The 16,558-nt window shown below is 73.1% G+C and carries 12 protein-coding genes; 1 reads left to right on the top strand and 11 read right to left on the bottom strand.

Annotation, left to right across the window (positions count from 1 at the left end):
- The 3 genes from AB0N63_RS35655 to AB0N63_RS35645 form a co-directional block, all read right to left on the bottom strand.
- Window positions 1-101: S-adenosylmethionine synthetase N-terminal domain-containing protein (locus tag AB0N63_RS35655; RefSeq protein WP_365536102.1), on the bottom strand; the 101-nt coding region annotated here is incomplete at its 3' end.
- The gene (locus tag AB0N63_RS35650) at window positions 98-1,243 is read right to left on the bottom strand and encodes a prephenate dehydrogenase/arogenate dehydrogenase family protein (RefSeq protein WP_365536101.1); all 1,146 of its coding nucleotides are present in this window, start codon (window positions 1,241-1,243) and stop codon (window positions 98-100) included. The genes AB0N63_RS35655 and AB0N63_RS35650, both read right to left, overlap by 4 nt.
- A gap of 5 nt (window positions 1,244-1,248) precedes the next feature.
- A complete protein-coding gene (locus AB0N63_RS35645; RefSeq protein ID WP_365536098.1) occupies window positions 1,249-2,298 on the bottom strand; it encodes a methyltransferase in 1,050 nt (349 codons plus the stop codon).
- A 164-nt stretch (window positions 2,299-2,462) separates the two neighbouring features.
- Here AB0N63_RS35645 and AB0N63_RS35640 point away from each other — a divergent pair, with 164 nt between their 5' ends.
- Window positions 2,463-4,931, top strand: a complete 2,469-nt coding sequence (locus AB0N63_RS35640; RefSeq protein WP_365536095.1) for an excinuclease ABC subunit UvrA — start codon at window positions 2,463-2,465, stop codon at window positions 4,929-4,931.
- A gap of 42 nt (window positions 4,932-4,973) precedes the next feature.
- Here the strand turns inward: AB0N63_RS35640 and AB0N63_RS35635 are convergent, their stop codons facing one another.
- From AB0N63_RS35635 to AB0N63_RS35600, 8 genes are all read right to left on the bottom strand, one after another.
- Window positions 4,974-5,516 carry an alpha/beta fold hydrolase gene (locus tag AB0N63_RS35635; protein ID WP_365536093.1) on the bottom strand — a complete coding sequence of 181 codons (543 nt, stop codon included), beginning with the start codon at window positions 5,514-5,516 and terminating at the stop codon, window positions 4,974-4,976.
- 12 nt (window positions 5,517-5,528) lie between these two features.
- The gene (locus tag AB0N63_RS35630; protein WP_365536091.1) at window positions 5,529-6,542 is read right to left on the bottom strand and encodes a methyltransferase domain-containing protein; all 1,014 of its coding nucleotides are present in this window, start codon (window positions 6,540-6,542) and stop codon (window positions 5,529-5,531) included.
- A gap of 211 nt (window positions 6,543-6,753) precedes the next feature.
- Complete coding sequence (locus AB0N63_RS35625) at window positions 6,754-7,797, bottom strand: methyltransferase (protein WP_164387959.1); 1,044 nt, start codon at window positions 7,795-7,797, stop codon at window positions 6,754-6,756.
- 37 nt (window positions 7,798-7,834) lie between these two features.
- Window positions 7,835-8,032 (bottom strand): MbtH family protein, encoded by a 198-nt coding sequence (locus tag AB0N63_RS35620; protein WP_365536089.1) that lies wholly within the window; start codon window positions 8,030-8,032, stop codon window positions 7,835-7,837.
- 65 nt (window positions 8,033-8,097) lie between these two features.
- On the bottom strand, window positions 8,098-10,449 hold the full coding sequence (locus AB0N63_RS35615; protein WP_365536086.1) for a M20/M25/M40 family metallo-hydrolase: 2,352 nt from the start codon (window positions 10,447-10,449) through the stop codon (window positions 8,098-8,100).
- Window positions 10,446-11,561, bottom strand: a complete 1,116-nt coding sequence (locus AB0N63_RS35610; RefSeq protein ID WP_365536084.1) for a hypothetical protein — start codon at window positions 11,559-11,561, stop codon at window positions 10,446-10,448. Before AB0N63_RS35610 ends, AB0N63_RS35615 begins: the two co-directional genes overlap by 4 nt.
- A 3-nt stretch (window positions 11,562-11,564) precedes the next feature.
- Window positions 11,565-16,022: an amino acid adenylation domain-containing protein gene (locus AB0N63_RS35605; protein ID WP_365536082.1), complete on the bottom strand. Its 4,458-nt coding sequence runs from the start codon at window positions 16,020-16,022 to the stop codon at window positions 11,565-11,567.
- On the bottom strand, window positions 16,019-16,558 hold a 540-nt coding region (locus AB0N63_RS35600), incomplete at its 5' end, for a phosphopantetheine-binding protein (protein WP_365536080.1). The genes AB0N63_RS35600 and AB0N63_RS35605, both read right to left, overlap by 4 nt.

The following is a 16,558-nucleotide window of genomic DNA, read 5'->3' as shown; positions in this document are numbered from 1 at the left end:
TCGCGCAGGAGCGCGTCGAGAATCGTGTCGCTGATCTGGTCAGCGATCTTGTCGGGGTGACCCTCGGTCACGGACTCCGAGGTGAACAGACGACGCGTCACGTCAACTCCTTCAGGGGATCGGGCCGGACGGGGGCGGAGCGCGCGAGCCGCGCCGACCAGCCTCGGGCGCGCAGCGCCGCGGCCAGTCCCGCCGCCCGGGCGGGTCCGACGAGCAGTTCGGCGGTGCCGAGCAGATGGTCGGGACCGTGCTCGATCGCGACGTCCCTGACGCTGACGCCCTCGGTCGCCACGTCCGCGAAGAGCCGGGCGAGTTCGCCGGGGGCGTCGCGTACGGTGACCGCGACCGTGCCGACGGCGCGCACGGGCGTCGGCACGGGTCGTTCGGCGTCTCCGGCAAGGAGGGCGTGCAGACGCCGCAGGGCCGGCGCGGTGCGCTCGGCATCGGTGTCGGTCCGGGGCCCGGTCCCGGTCTCGGTCTCGGTCTCGGCCGAGGCGAAGGGCTCCAGCGCCGCCATGGCCTCGTGGATCCCGGCGTCCAGGGCGTCGAGGTGGCGCAGGACCGCGTCCGCGTTCCCCGCGAGGAGGGCGCCCCACGGCTCCGGGGCGGGGGGCCGTCGCGAGCGGGCGGGACCGGGGCTTCCCCGGTCGGCGAGCGGATGGCGGACGGCCGGGTCCTCGGCCAGCAACTCCTGTATCAGATACGGTATTTGTACGGTCCTGGCGACGATGTCGTCGTGGCTCGCGGCGTCCACGAGGACGGGTGTCGCACCGCAGAGGGCGACGAGTTCCAGGACGTCGTTCAGGGCCCGGGTGCCGGTGGCCTCGGTGGGCGTGAGCGCCCAGGGCCGGTCGCGGAGGAGGCCCTCACGCGCGGCCAGCGCTCCGGCGTGCTCCGGCTCCGCCATCGGGTGACCTCCGACGTAGCGGGTCATGTCGCAGGAGGCCCGCAACGCCTCGCGCTGGGGCCGCAGTTTGATGCCCGCCACATCGGTGTACGACCGTGCCGCACCGGTCTTCTGCAGGCGGCCGAGGGTCGGGGCGACGGCGTCCGGGGGCACGTCGAGCACGGCCACATCGGGCGGTGCCGCCGGCGGTTCGGCGGAGCCGGCGCCCAGGGAGACGGCGACGCGCAGGGCGTTGCGGTCGCCGTCCTCGAGGTGCACGGTCACGCCCGCCGAGCGCAGGGCCAGCGCCACCGAGGTGCCGACGCAGCCGGTGCCGACGATCAGCGCCGAGCGCACCGGCCTCAACCGGCCTTCGGGAAGCCCGCTTCGACGCAGGCCATCCCGCTCGGCAGACGGCGGACGCGGACGTCGACGCAGCCCGCGGACTCCAGGAGCCGGACGAACTCGCCGCCCGTGCGCTCCCGGCCGCCGTGACCGCCGAACAACGACATCATGTACATGTCCAGGAGCCCGCCGTACTCGTAGCCCTCGGCGCTGTCCCCGTGGTCACGCAGCACCAGGTCGACCACGATCAGCCGGGCGTGCGGCGGCGCGGCGGCGGCGCAGCGGCGCAGAACGGCCCGTGCGTCGTCGTCGCCCCAGTCGTGCAGGATGTGGGAGAGGAGATAGACGTCGCCGCCCGCCGGGACCGCGTCGAAGAAGTCACCGGCGACCACCGTGCACCGCTCCGCCATGTCCGCGTCGGCGATTTTCCGCTCCGCCAGCGCGGCGGTTCCCGGCAGATCGAAGACGATTCCGCTGGAATCCGGAAACCGTTTCAGCACCTCGACGAGAAACGCCCCGTCGCCGCCCCCGACATCCACGACGCGGGCGGAACCGAGATCGAGGGCCGACAGGATCTCGTCCAGTTCCAGTGCCAGCCCCTGGGCCTGGGAGTCGCCGAACGCCGCCCGTACCTCCGGCTCCTTTTCCAGGTACTCGAAGAAATCGGCGCCGAAAACGTCGCGGAACGCGGGCTCGCCCCGCCGGACGGTCTGCGGCAGCCGGCCCCACATGGCGCCGACGACCCCGGAGACCAGGAGGGCCGAGGGGCGCGCGGAGGCGGGCGCCTCCCGGCACAGGGTCCGGCCGAACGCGGTCAGTTCGAACACGCCCTCGGCGGGCTCGGCGAAGACCCCGTACATGGCCAGTCCCCGCAGCAGACGCCGCAGGGAGGAGACATCCGCGTCCACGGTGGCCGCCAACTCCGCCACGTCCTTGGGGCCGTCCGCGAGCAGGTCCGGGACGTCGAGCCGGACCACCGTGCACAGGGCGCTGGACAGGAGGTGCCCGAAGAGCATCTGCCGCATGCGCCGGGCGTCGGCGACCTGCTGCTCCGTCAGTATGCGCACGGGCCCTCCCGTCGTACGGCTGCGGTGTCCGGCCTTCCTTCAGGAAATCTGCCTGCCCGGCGCGGCCACCGGCGGATGACCGAAAGACTCCTGACAGAATCGGCGCCCTCCCTATACTGGACCTCCGTCGGATCCGGCCGCTTACAGGGAGAGTTGAGGACGGCGTGGTCGAATTGATTCCGGAGGACCAGATCACCGAATGGATCACGGTGACCGGGGCGCGTACGCACAATCTCCGCGGCGTCGACGTCCGTATTCCGAAAGGGAAAATCGTCGCGTTCACCGGTGTCAGCGGAAGCGGGAAATCCTCGCTCGCCATCGACACCCTGCACGCGGAGGCGCAGTTACGGTATCTCGAAGGCATCTCCCCGTTCGTGCGGCAGTATCTGGCGCCCAAGGACCGGCCGCGGGTGGAGCGCGTGGCGGGGCTCTCCCCCACCCTGGCGGTGGACCAGCGCAAGCTGAACCATAACTCCCGGTCCACCATCGCGACCATGACCGGCCTCGACGCCTATCTGAGCCTGCTCTTCTCACGCATCCCGCACTTCGCCGCCGACCGGCCCGCCGACGCACCCCCGGTCTCCGGCAGATCCTTCGACAAGAACACGCCGGAGGGCTCCTGTCCGGACTGCCTGGGCGCCGGCGGCGTCCCGTACCCGGATGTGGACCTGATCGTCCCGCACCCCGGACTGCCCCTGATGGAGGGCGCGTCGCCCTGGTTCGGCAAGCTGATCTCCCCCGAGCAGGCGGCGGTCCCCTCCCTGGCCCGGCACTTCGGCGTCGATCTGTCCGTTCCCTGGCGCGAGTTGCCCGAGCGGTTCCGGGACGCGCTGCTGTACGGGACCGGTGACGAGGCGATCCGGGTCAGTGTCAAGGTGTCCGGCAAGAACTCCAACGCCTCCTGGACCTGGGACAACCAGCAGCCGCTGCGCGGGGCCGTCGCCGAGGTCGAACGTCTCTTCCGGGCGGCGAAGACGGAGACCGCCAAACAGCGCTATCTGAAGTTCATGCGGCAGGTGCCGTGCGCCGCGTGCGAGGGCACCGGGTACGGGCCGGTGGCGCGCACCACGCGGCTCGCCGGACTGTCGTTCGTGGACGTGACGGGCCTGGCGGTGGCCGATCTGCGGTCCTGGACTGACCGGGTGGCCGAGGGGCTGGGCCGGACCCAGCAGGAGATCGCCGAGACCCTGCTGCCCGAGATCGCGGCCCGGCTCGATCTGCTGTCCTTGCTGGGACTCGGGCATGTGCAGCTGTCCCGCAACGCTCCCTCGCTCTCGGGCGGGGAGTTGCAGCGGGCGCGGCTCGCAGCGCAGCTCAGCACCGCGCTGACCGGGGTCATCTTCGTTCTGGACGAGCCGAGTTCGGGATTGCACCCGGCGGACAAGGAGCCGCTGTTCGCCATGTTCGAGCGGCTGCGGGACGCCGGGAACACCGTGTTCCTGGTGGAGCACGACCCGGAGCTGGTGGCGCGCGCCGACTGGGTGGTGGACCTGGGTCCCGGGGCCGGCCAACAGGGCGGGGAGCTGATCGCCTCCGTGCCGCCGGCGGAACTGGCCCGGCATCCGCGCTCGGCCACCGGCCGCTATCTCGACCCGGCGGCCCGGCGCGTCGTCCGCTCCCCGCGCCCGGTCGGGAACGGCACGCGCTGGCTGACCCTGGAGAAGGTCGCCGTCCACAACGTGTCGGTGGACCGGGCCGCGTTCGCGGTGAACCGGCTCACCTGCATCACCGGGGTGAGCGGCAGCGGCAAGAGCAGTCTGCTGCACGGCGGTCTGGCGGCGGGGGTGCAGGCGGCTCTGGCCGGCGAGGCGTGCGAGGCCGTCGGCGCGATCGACGGGCTCGACGCGGTCTCCTGGAGTGTGGTGGTCGACCAGGAGCCGATCGGGCGCACGCCGCGTTCCAACCCCGCCACGTACACCAAGGCGTTCGACGGGATCCGGAAGCTGTTCGCCGGGACGGACGCGGCCAGGGCGCGCGGGCTGACCGCCACCTCGTTCTCGTTCAACGCGGAGGGCGGTCGCTGCGAGACGTGCCAGGGGCACGGGCAGCGGCAGGCGGACATGCACTTCCTGCCGTCGCTGTGGGTGACGTGCGAGGCCTGCGACGGGCGGCGGTTCGGGTCGGAGGTGCTGGCCGTCTCCTACCGGGGCCACACGGTCGACCAGGTGCTGGACCTGACCGTGGACACGGCGGCGGAGCTGTTCGGCGACGACGCCGGGGTGGCGCCGGCGCTGGGCGCCATGCGCCAGGTCGGCCTGGGCTATCTGCGGCTGGGGCAGAGCGCGACCGAGCTGTCCGGGGGCGAGGCGCAGCGGCTGAAGCTGGCCACCGCGCTGATGCGGGGCGCCAAGCGGCTCAGCCGGGGGCTGGTGATCCTGGACGAGCCGGTGACCGGGCTGCACCCGGCCAACATGCAGGTGCTGGTCGACGCCTTCGAGGTGCTGCTGGACGGCGGCAGCACGGTGGTCGTCGCCGAGCACGACCTGCACTTCGCGGCCTGCGCCGACTGGATCCTGGACATGGGTCCGGGCGGCGGCGCGGCGGGCGGCCGGCTGCTGTACCAGGGAGACCCGCGCGGCCGGCTGGACTGGGACAGTCCCACGGCCCGGCATCTGGCGCGGATCGCCCGCTGACCGCGTCGCGGGAACACCGCCGGGCGGTGTTCCCGCGACGGGTCACCCGTAGGTCAGCCGCAGGTACTCCAGCAGTTCGGGGAACTCCCGCTGGTGCAGGAAGTGCCCGCCGCCGGGGATCTCGAAGGCGACCGCGTCCAGTTCCTCGACCACGGTCTCGAACTGGCCCTGCGGGATGAAGGGATCGCGGTCGCTGTGGAACACGGCGATGTCCTCCTGGTTGGACCGCACGGCCGGCCAGTCCCAGGGTTCGTCGAAGTAGCCGCTGCCGCGCTCCAGTTCGTCGTCCAGACCGGTGTACGGGCACACCAGGACCGAGCCGCGGATCTTCTCCCGCTCGGCGTACCGGATCGCCGCGACCGCCCCGGAGGACCAGCCGAGCAGCACGTCGTCCGGCCCGGCGCGCAGATGGTCGCGCAGGAAGGCCAGCCAGTACTCCCGGCGGGCCGCGATGGAGTCCGGGAAGGTCTGGAACTCGGTGGCGAAGCCGAGGTTGCGCAGCTCGTCCCGCAGCCACGGGGTCCAGGCCGTGGCCCAGTGCATGGTGCGGTTGCCGTGGAGGTAGATGATGCGTGGCCGCGCCATGTTCCCTGCCCCCTACTCCCCCTCGTCCGGCGAGCCGAGGACGAACAGCCACTCCAGCGGATGCCCGAACTCGATCTCCCGGAGGACGGTGAACCCGGCGTCGGCGAAGTGGCGGCGCTGTGCGGCATGGGTCTGCAGGTCGATGCCCATGACGTCGTGGAACAGCTCGTACGCCAGGGTGAACAGCGGGGTGACGGGCGCCCGTTCGCCCGGCTCCTCGGTGAACCCGTCGGCCACGACCACGTGCCGGGCCGCCGGGAAGGCCTCGCGGAAGGCGGTCAGGAAGGGCCTGCCGCCGATCTCGCCGCCCACGAAGTGGTGCAGGATGAAGTACGAGGTCACCAGGTCGGCCTCGGCGACCTGCGGGTAGGCCGCCGGGTCGGAGACGACGTCGAGCATGTCGGCCTGGACGATGGTGATCCGGTCGTCCAGGCCGGCCCGCTTGACGTTCTGACGCGCCAGCTGGCAGGCCTCGGCGTTCACGTCGACGCCGATGCCCGTGGTACCGGGCCGGGACTCCACGAGGTGGATCAGCCGGGTGGCGGCCCCGCAGCCGATGTCGGCGGCGTGCGTGAAGGCCAGGCCGGCGGTGGCCTCGTCGAACAGGGGCTTCTGGAAGGTCCAGTTCTGCGCGCAGCCCAGGGCGGTGAGATGGCCGTCCTGGAGGGCGCCGCTCGCGAAGGAGTCCCGGCCCAGGGCGAGCGAGTCCAGGCTGCGGAACACGTCCCCGAACCCGCCGACGGTGGCGGTGAAGTAGCCGCGCACCCGGTGGGCGTGCCGGCCGCGCGCGGTCGGCGCGACCTCGGCACGGGCGGGGTCGTGGGCGACGAGCCCGGCGCGGTCGGCGGAGCGCAGCAGCGGGACGAGGACGTCGGGGTCGGTGCCCGTGTCGGCGGCCAGCCGTGCGACCGGCACCGCGCCGCCCCCCGCCGCGCCCGGCCCGTCGTACAGGTGGTCGAGCACTCCGGTCCTGATCAGCGAGTAGAGGACATACGTGCCGATGAAGCCGTTGAGCAGATCGGCCACGGCGGCGTCGTCCGCGGCCTGTGTGCGGGTCGGGGTGGGCGTCGGGGTTCGGGTCGGTGAAGCTCGGTGTGGTGACATCGAAGGGCTCCCATCGGGCGCTTGCTCGCAGCGCCTCGGGTCGGGGCACGCCGGGGCGACGACTGGCCGGCCGTGCGGGGATCGGGTGCGGGCCGGGGTGGGGCGGGGCGCTCCCCCGCCCCACCCCGGGCGGTCACTTCACGGCCGTGATGATGCCGTGCGGCGTCCATCCCGTGTCGGCCTTTCGGGTGATCTTCGCCCCCTGGAAGCCGGCCTCCTGGAGCCACTGCTCGTACTGCTTCCAGGCGTAGATCATGCCGCCCTTGGCCGGCAGCGCGGCGAAGTAGACGCTGTCGAGCGCGGCCATCAGCGGCCCGTCGCCCTGGTCGTCGGAGACCGAGCTGAAGATCACCAGCCGGCCGCCGGGGGCGAGCGCCTCGTACGCCTTCTTCATCAGGGCGATGTTCTCCTCGGGCTCCCAGATGACCATCTGGTGGGAGAAGAGGACGCAGTCGACGCCCTGCGGGAACGGGTCCTGGAACATGTCGCCCTCGTGGACGGTGATCCGGTCGGACAGGCCGTTCTCCTCGATGCGCCGGCGGGCGATGGGTCCGGAGGCGGGGATCTCCATCACCGTGATCTTCAGGTGCGGGTGGGCGTGGGCCAGGGCGATGGCGTTGACGGCGTCGCCGCCGCCGGCGTCCACCACCGTCCGCACGGAGCCGAAGTCGCCGTTCTCCAGCAGGAACGGGTTGGACAGCTCCGACCAGGAGCGCATGTAGCGGTAGAAGACGCGCTCGATGTCGGGGTTCTCGTGGAAGCGGTGGTACAGGTCGCGGCCGACGCCGCGGATACGGCGCAGGCCCACGTTGGTGTTCTGGCGCAGGGACTCGGTGAAGTCGGCCTGGGCCTCGTAGACGATGTGCGCCTCGAAGGCGACGACGCTCGCGAAGATGGACCACTGGCCGTCGGTGAACAGCTTCTCGATCACCGGGGCGTTGCGGTAGCGGCCGTCCTCCTTGACCGTGATGCCGAGGGAGGTGGTGCCCAGCAGCAGGATGTCGGTGGCGCGCTCGGCGAGCCCCAGCTCCTGGCGGATGTCCTCCTTGGCGAGGTCGGGCTTGTCCTGGAGCAGCTCGAACAGGCCGAGTTCGCAGCCGGCGTTGAGGTACTGGAAGGAGGCGTGCCCGAACAGGATGGGGGTGAGGCCGTCCATCGTCAGCGGGGTGGCGGTCATGTCGTTTCCTTTCGGATGAGAGGGCGGGCGTCGGGTGTCAGCGCAGGGACTTGGGGCGCATGTCGGTCCAGATCTCGTCGATGTGCGCCAGGCAGTCGGCGCGGGGGCCGGTGAAGCCCTCGTCGTGCCAGCCGTCGGGGGTGTCGCGGTCGACGGGCCAGACGGAGTACTGCTCCTCGTCGTTGACGACGACCTTGCAGCGGACCGTCGAGTTCTCTTCCAGGAAGCCGGGCACGGCTGTTCCTCCTTGGGCCGGTTCGGACAGGGTTCGGTCGGGATGTCCCGCGGGGCGGGCGCGGATCAGGCGAGGGCCGTCGAGGCGCTGACCCAGGTCGCGTTGCAGAGCATGCCGCTGCCCAGGGCGGGGGCGGGCAGGGCCGTGCCGGGCGGCCCGTCGCCGGGCGGCAGCGCCCCGGGGGGCACGCCGTCGGTGCGGTCCATCAGCCGGAGCCGCAGGGGGCCGTCGTCCGCCACGGTCACCGTGACGGTGCGCCCCTCGGCCGGCAGTCCGTAGAGCCACAGGCTCCATTCCTCGTCCTCGCCGCCGCGCCCGGCGCCGGGGCAGCCGTCGACCTCGTAGTGCAGGACGCGGGCGCCGTCGAGGAAGAGCACCGCTTCGGCGGCTCCCCGCCGGGAGGCGAGGGACAAGGTGACCGTGCGCCGCCCGGCGGAGGCGTCGGTGCCGGTCACCACCGCGGCCGGGGCGGCCAGTTCGGCCGGGGCCGTCTCGGCGTGGAAGTACCGGTGGTCCTCCGCGCCGAAGAACTCGGGCAGCGGGCCGTGCTCCGGAGCGCCGGGCGCGCCCGGGCCGGCCACCGTCTCCGGCTCGACCGAGGCGAGCACCGCCCGGTCCCGGTCGGCATCGAGGGCGTAGAGCACCCCCCGGTAGCGGGGGTGGTCGCGGCCGGGCCGCAGTCCGGCCGCGACCAGGGCGAGCGCGGCGACGGCCAGGGCGGCGGGCAGCGGCCGTCCCAGGGCGGCGGTCAGCGCGCCCAGCGGTGCGTACAGCGCCATGCACACCCAGGAGGTCACCAGCGAGGGCACGGCCGACAGCCGCTGTGACAGGGCCGTGTAGGTCAGGGCGACCAGCGGGCCCATCAGGCAGACGGGACCGGCCGTGACCAGCGCCAGCCCGGCGAGGGCGGCGGGCAGTGGGCCGTGGCCGATCAGCGCGAGTCCGGCGGCGCACCCCAGCAGCGGCCAGCTCAGCAGATAGCCGAGGCAGGGTGCGGCGCGGGCGGTGAGCAGCATCGGCAGCAGCCACCACACCGTGGCGCCGGCCGCGAGCTCCAGCGGGTGCCCCGCCCGGCCGAAGGCCCACGCGATCAGGGTGTGGGCGGCCAGGTTCGCGGCGACGATCCCGCTCAGGAAGAGCCCGCCGAAGCGGCTCGGGTGGCCGTAGTAGGCGAACTCCGGCCGGCGCGCCCCCAGTCGGGCGCCGGCCGTCTGGGCCGCCAGGGCCACGGCCGCCGTCGGCAGCAGGGCCGCCGCGGCGCCGAGCGCGGTGACCCCCGTGTCCAGGCCCCGGCCGTGGACCAGCAGCACCAGGGCGGCCAGCCAGACCACGGCCGTGGCCACCGCGAGGGGCATGGTCCAGCGGGCCGGGTAGCGCACCAGCCGCCCGGTGGGCAGGGTGAAGAAGACGGTCTCCTCCCCCTCCCCGCCGCGCAGCGCCGCCAGGTCCGCCTCGCCGAGCCGGCGGGCCAGGGTCAGCGCGTACGAGCCGTGGTGCTGGAGGGTCTGCGGCTCGACGGTGCCGGGTGTGTCCGAGGCGCTGTGGTAGTGCGTGTAGCCGCCGATGTGGGCGAAGTTGAACCCGGGCAGCCCGGCCCGCTCGAAGGCGCTGAAGTCGGTCGCGTTCGGCATCCGCCTGTACACCTCCCGGAACAGCGAGGAGGTGTACTGGTGGGCGGCCGCCCGTTCGAGGTGCCGGTAGGCGGCCCGGGCGTTGCGCCCGGTCTCGAACATCAGGGCGGGGCCGCGGCTGCCGCGCGCCTCGAAGTTGAGCACCACGCCGATCCGCTCGCGCAGCTCGTGCCGCTCCACGAAGGCCCGCGCGCCGAGCTGGCCGATCTCCTCGGCGTCGGTGAACAGGAGCACCACGTCGTTGGCGAGCTTGCCGCGGGAGCCGGCCAGCGCCCGCGCGGTCTCCAGCAGGGCGGCGACCGCGACCGCGTTGTCGTTGGCGCCCGGGCTGGCCGGCACCGTGTCGTAGTGCGCGACCAGCACCACCGCGGGGCGCTGCGAGGCGCCCTCGGCCCCCGGCAGCACGGCGACGACGTTGGCCACGTCGGCGGCGATGCGCACGGTGGTGCCCGGGCGCATACCGTCCGACTCGTCCACGACTGTGGCCCGCTGGATCTCGCAGGACAGCCCCAGGCCGGCGAGTTCGCGGACCAGGTGCTCACGTGCGCGCCGGTGTTCGGCGGAGCCGAGGGGGCGCGGCGCGCGGGCGATCTCCCGTACGTGGCGCAGGGCCCGTTCGGCGGAGAACGCGTCCCCGGGGGCGGTCTCCGGAGCGGCCTCCGGGCGGCGCAGCATGCCGGCGGCGAGCAGTGCGGCGGCCCCGAGGAAGGCGGCCGCCGCCCCGGCGGTGGCGCTCAGGGGCGCCAGCGTCTCCCCGGCGGCGGCCGGGGCGGGCCACGGGTTCACGGCTGCTCCTCCCGGCGGCCGCCGCGGGGGCGGCGACCGCTGACGAGCTGGCCCCGCGAGCGCCGGAAGCGCTCCAGGGTGGCGACCGCGGACTCGTTGGTCCGGTCGGCCATGAGCACACTGGAGGTGTCGCTGCCCACGAAGTGCGAGCAGACGGTCTTGTGCGCCTCATACGCCTCGTCGAGGGCCTCGGCAAGCCGCCGGTGGTCCGCCGCGAACTGTGGGGGCAGGTCGCCGAACAGCGGCCGCAGCTCGCTGAGCACCCGGATGAGGTACTCGTGGTCGCGCCAGCGCAGGCCCGTCATGTCCGGCGGGGCGCTGGGCGGGATCAGGGTCGGGCGCACCCGTACCGTGTAGGCGGAGTACGGGAAGTCGCCGGTGAAGGTGAGGGCGGCGCCGGAGCCCCGCATCAGCGTGGTCGCCAGCGTCAGGAACTGCCGGGCGCGCTCCGGGTCGCCGGCGCGCAGCCGGTCGCCCATGCAGTGGAACGCCACGACCATGCCCTGGACCAGGGCCATGAACACGCGGTGGCCGCGGGTCCAGCGGCGCAGCGCGTCCGCCTCGCCCATGGTGTGCGGAGGCAGCGGCCGGGGCGCGCGCGGGGTGCCTTCGGCGGCCCCGGCCCGGTGGATCGGCGTGCCGGAGTACAGGGCGAACAGGCCGCCGAAGGCCAGGTGCAGACGGTGCAGTTGCGCGGTGGGCAGCGAGGTGCCGGTGGTGCTCTCCTCCTCGCACAGGACGAGATAGGCGTGTGCGGTGGAGCGGCGCAGCACGTGCAGCGCGTCGCCCCGCACCCGGACGATGGCGAAGGCCTCGTCGTTGGCGCGGTTGCCGGGGGACTCGTCGGGGTCCGTGCCGACGGGCTCCGGGTCGGGCAGGGCCTCCTCCAGGAGGGCGACGGCCTCGCGCGCCCGGTCCTGGGTCTTCTCGTCGGGCCCGTCCAGGAGGGCGCCGGCGAGCGCCGCGAGCTGCGGGGCGGCAGGGCCCGAGGCGGTGTCGCCGAGTTCCTCCACCGTGCGCGGCAGGTCCTGCGGGCGGAGCAGGTGGAAGGGGGTGAGCGGCCGCATCCGGATCTCCTCCTCTCGCGGGTCGTCAGGTCGGTCGGTGGGCATGGGTCACACGCTCCGGCCGTACTTCGTCCGCATCTGCTCGGGCGATTCGAGGTGGCCCTGGTCGATCAGGTACTGGAGGACCAGGTGGGCCTGCTTCTCGTCGGCCGGCGGGCAGACGACGTCGCTGCCGCGCAGGGCGCGCAGGGTGTTGCGGCATTCGACGTGTGGCTGCACCAGGTGGATGAGCCGGGGGTCCAGCGACTCCTGCGGGTCGGCCTCGGCGTCGCGGATGAGCGGCACCATCGAGTACAGCGGGTGTCCGGGCGGGACCTCCAGGGCCCGTTCGCGGGCCTCCTCGAAGGGCACGATGTCGAAGTCGTAGCCGAAGGTCCTGATCCAGTCGCAGAACTTGCGGATGCTGACGGGCGCCGGGTTGAACAAGTGGTAGAAGTCGCCGATGGCGTCCGGCTGGAGCGAGATGTGCACGGTCGCGTCGGCCACGTAGTCGACGGGCACGGCGTCGAGGATGCGCGGGTACTCCGGGACGATGCCCATGGCGGCGAAGCCGCGGAAGGAGACGACGAGGTAGTCCTCGGCCTGGGTGGCGCCGGTGGCGGTGTGGCCGAGGATGAGACCGGGCCGGTAGATGCTGACGGGGACGCCGCGTTCGCGGGCGATGTCGGCGATCTTCTCGGCCACCCACTTGCTGCCGGTGTAGCCGCCGGGGTCGTCGTTGGGGCGGGCGAGGGCCGTCGCGTCCTCCAGCAGGGGGCGCGGCATGTGCGAGGCGAGGACCACGTCCGCGGTGGAGATGTGGTGGAAGGCCTTGAGCCGGGTGGTGCAGGCCAGCCGCAGCAGTTCCTGGGTGCCGCCGACGTTGGGCTTGCGCAGCGCCGAGTACGGATAGACGAAGTTGACGGTGGCGCCGCTGTGGTAGACGGCGTCGAGCGTGCCGGCGAGTTCGGTCCACTTCTCCTCGGAGAGCCCGACGCGGGGCCGGCCGAGGTCGCCGGGCAGCGGCCGGATCCGGGCGGCGTAGCTCTCGTCCCAGATGAGGTAGCGCTGCATCGTCTCGCGCAGCCGCCCGAGGGCGGCGGTCTCGTCGGCGGCCCGGACCAGGCAGTACACGTCGGCGCGGGTGCGCCGCAGCAGGGACTGGAGCATGAACGCCCCGAGGTAACCGGTGGCCCCGGTCAGCAGGACGGCGCGGGGATCGAAGTGCCGCGCGTGCGGGAGGCCGTCGGGCCGGATGTCGTCGGCGAGGACGGCGTCCTTCTCCAGCATCCGGATCTGCCGGTCGACCAGGGCCTCGCGCAGGTCGCCGCTGCGGTGCTCCTGCACGGCCGCCGCGACGCCCTCGACGGTGGGCGTCTTGAACAGCTGGTGCACGGGCAGGTCGATCTCGAAGCGGTTGACGAGCTGGGACGCCAGCCGGGCCAGCATCAGCGACGAGCCGCCCGCCTCGAAGAAGTCCTGGTCGACGCCGACCGCCGGGAGCTGGAGCGCCTTGGCGAACAGGGCCGCGATCTCGGTCTCCAGCTCGGTGCGCGGCTGGGCCAGGGCGCCGGTGCCGACGGTGCTCACGTCGCCGGGGGCGGGCAGGGCCTTGCGGTCGATCTTGCCGTTGGGCGTCTTCGGGAACTCGTCCAGGACGACGATCACGGACGGCACCATGTAGGCGGGCATGGACTCGGCGAGGTGGGCCTGGAGGGTGTGTGGGCGCAGCTCGCTGCCGCGGGTGCGGGCCACGTAACCGATGAGCCGGCGGTCGCCGTTGGCCTCCTCGCGGGCGACGGCCACGGACTCACGGACCTCGGGGTGGCCGGTGAGCGCGGTCTCGACCTCGCCGAGTTCGATCCGGTAGCCGCGGATCTTGACCTGGGTGTCGGCCCGGCCGAGGAACTCGATGGTGCCGTCGGCGGTGTACCGGCCGAGGTCGCCGGTGCGGTACAGGCGCTGCCCGGGGGCGCCGAACGGGTCGGGCACGAACCGGTCGGCGGTCAGTCCGGGGCGGCCGTGGTAGCCGCGGGCGAGGCCGACGCCGCCGACGCAGATGTGTCCGGCCACTCCGGGCGGCACCGGCTGGGCGTTGTCGTCGAGGATGTACGCGGTGAGGTTGGCGACCGGCCGGCCGATGGGCGCCGCCTCGGGGTCCTCGGTGCGCTCGCACACCCAGGCGGTGGAGTCGACGGTGGTCTCGGTGGGGCCGTAGAAGTTGATGAGTTCGGCGTTCTCGACCCGGGAGAAGACGCTGCGCTGGAGGGCGCCGGTCAGGGCCTCGGCGCCGCTCTGGACGTAGCGCAGCCGGGTGCAGCGCTCGATGCCGGGTTCCTCCATCAGCACGGAGTTGAGCGAGGGCACCGCCGCGTAGACGGTGATCTCCTCCTCTTCGAGGAGCCGGACCAGGGCCTTGGCGTCGTACTTCTGTCCGGGCGGGGTGATGATCACGCTGGCGCCGGAGAGCAGCGGCCAGAAGGTGGCCCACAGGGACGGGTCGAAGCTGAAGGAGTGGTTCTGCAGGACGCGGTCGTCGGGGCCGAGCGGCCAGCGGCGCTGCCGCCAGGTGAGGTTGTTGACGGCGCCGCGGTGGGTGAGCATCACGCCCTTGGGGCGGCCGGTGGAGCCGGAGGTGTAGATGAGGTAGGCGAGCTGTCCGGGGTCCACCTCGACGCCCGGGGCGTGCCGGGGCGAGCGGGCGATCCGCGGCCAGTCCTCGTCGATGAGGACGCGTTCGCGGTCGAAGACGAGGCCCCGGGTCAGCTCCCACTGGGTGATGAGGACCTGGGTGTCGCTGTCGGTCAGCAGATAGCCGAGGCGTTCGGCGGGGTACTCGGGGTCGAGGGGCACGTAGGCGCCGCCCGCCTTGAGCACGGCGAGCATGGCGATCACCATCTCCACGGAGCGCTCCAGGCAGATCGCCACCCGGGACTCGGCGCCGACCCCGCGCTCGCGCAGGTGGTGGGCGAGCTGGTTGGCGCGCTCGTCGAGGTCGCGGTAGGTGACGGAGGCTCCGCCGCAGCTGACGGCGAGGGCGTCGGGGGTGCGGGAGACCTGCGCCTCGACCAGCTGGTGGATGCCCAGGTGTGCGGGGAACTCCTCCTCGGTCCGGTTCCAGGTGCGCAGCACCAGCTCGCGCTCGCCGGCGTCGAGCAGGGGCAGTTCGGCGACCGGCCGCCGGGGCGCGCGCACGGCCTCCTCGAGCAGCGTGGTCAGGTGGGAGAGCATCCGGCGGGCGGTGCTCTCGTCGTGCAGGTCCGTGTTGTAGTCCAGGCGCAGCAGTAGTCCGTCCTCGTCGCGTACGGCCTGGAGCGCGAGGTCCACGACGGTGCGTCCGGCGGGCAGCGCCCGGGGGGCGACGGTCAGTTCCGGCGCGGCCAGCGACCAGCGGGCGTCGCGGAAATCGAACATGGCCTGGAAGAAGGGGGTGCGGCTGACATCGCGCGAGGAGCTCTGGAGTTCGTCCACGAGGGTGCCGAACAGGATCTCGGCGTGCGCGTCCGCCTCGGCGCGGGCCCGGCCGGTGAGGCGCACGGCATCCTCGAAGCCGGGCTCGCCGGACAGGTCGGTGCGAATCACGAGGGTGTTGGCCGCGGGGCCCGCGAGGTCCGGCCAGCGTTTCCCGCGGACCGAGGTCCGCACGCCGACGGCTATGTCGGACTGCCCGGCGTACCGGGACAGCAGCGTCTGGAACGCGGCGAGGAGCACGGACTCGGCGTCGGCGCCCAGCCGCTCGGCGAGCCGGTCCAGGTCCGCCGCGGCCGTCGGGGACACGGTGACGCTCACCGAGTCGCCCGGATAGGTCTTGGCCGGGGGACGGCGCCGGTCGGTGGGCAGCTGGAGCACGGGGACCCCGGCGAGCCGTTGCCGCCAGTGGTCGAGCTGCCGCGCGGTCTCCGGGGCCTCGGTCCGCTCCAGCCGCCAGCGGGCGTAGTCGCTGTACGGGGCGGCGGGTGCGGGGGCGTCCGCGCCGCCGGCCAGGGTCCGGCGGTACTCGGTGACGAGGTCGCGGATCAGCAGGTCCGGGGTCCACTCGTCGGCGATCAGCTCGTGCGCGGTGAGCAGCAGCACGTGGTCGGCCGCCGAGGTGCGCAGCAGGAGCACGCGCAGCAGTTGCCCGGCGAACGGGTCCAGCGGGGTGTCGAGTTCGGCCCGGGTGTGCCGGGCGAGGAACTCCTCGGCGGACTCCTCGCCCGTGGGGGCGTGCTCCACGAGGCGGGCCTCGCTGACGGTGTGCACCACCCGCACCACGCGCCCGGCGAGTTCGGTGAAGGAACTGCGCAGCAGTTCGTGCCGGCCGGTCAGGGCGGCCAGGGCCTGCTGGAGGGCGGCGACGTCGAGGGCGCCGCTCAGCCGGTAGCCGCTGACGCGGTGGACCGGCATCCCCGGCTCCATGTTCATGAGCATCAGCAGACGCCGCTGCTCCGGGGAGAGGCTGGCCGCGTGCTCGACGTTCTGCGAGGACAGTAACCGGGCGAGGAGTTCGCCGTGGGCCTGGTTCGGCTCGTTGATGGATGTGGTCACTTCTCTTCCTCCTGCGAATGGTCGAGCGACTCGCGCGTGACGGACGCGTATGCGTGGAGCAGCCGGTCGAGCTGTGTGTCGTCCACCTCGTCGAGGAACGACTGGATGCGACGGGACTCCTCGTCGGCTCCCAGCTGCTTCTGCCGGCCCTCGGCGATCAGGGCCGCGAAACGGGCCGGGGTGGCCTCGGTGAACACCTCGCGGACGGGGATGCGGACCCGGAAGCGCTCGCCGAGGATGTGGGCCATACGACCGGCGAGAAGGGAGTCCCCGCCGAGTTCGAAGAAGTTGTCGTGGACGCCGATCTCCTCGGCCGGGAGGTCGAGAAGGCCGGCCCAGATGCGGAGCACTTCCTCCTCGGTGTCGTCGCGCGGGCCGACCCGCTCCCCGGAGACGACGGTCAGGCGTTCCGCCGAGGGCAGCCTGCCCCGGTCGATCTTCCCGTTCGGGGTGCGCGGCAGCCGGTCCAGGAACACGAACCCGGCCGGGACCATGTGGGCGGGAAGCCGCTGTGCCAGGAACTCCCGGAGGGCGCG

Source organism: Streptomyces sp. NPDC093260 (genome assembly GCF_040683715.1).
Lineage (GTDB): Bacteria > Actinomycetota > Actinomycetes > Streptomycetales > Streptomycetaceae > Streptomyces > Streptomyces sennicomposti.
This window is presented reverse-complemented; position numbering and strand designations above follow the sequence as displayed.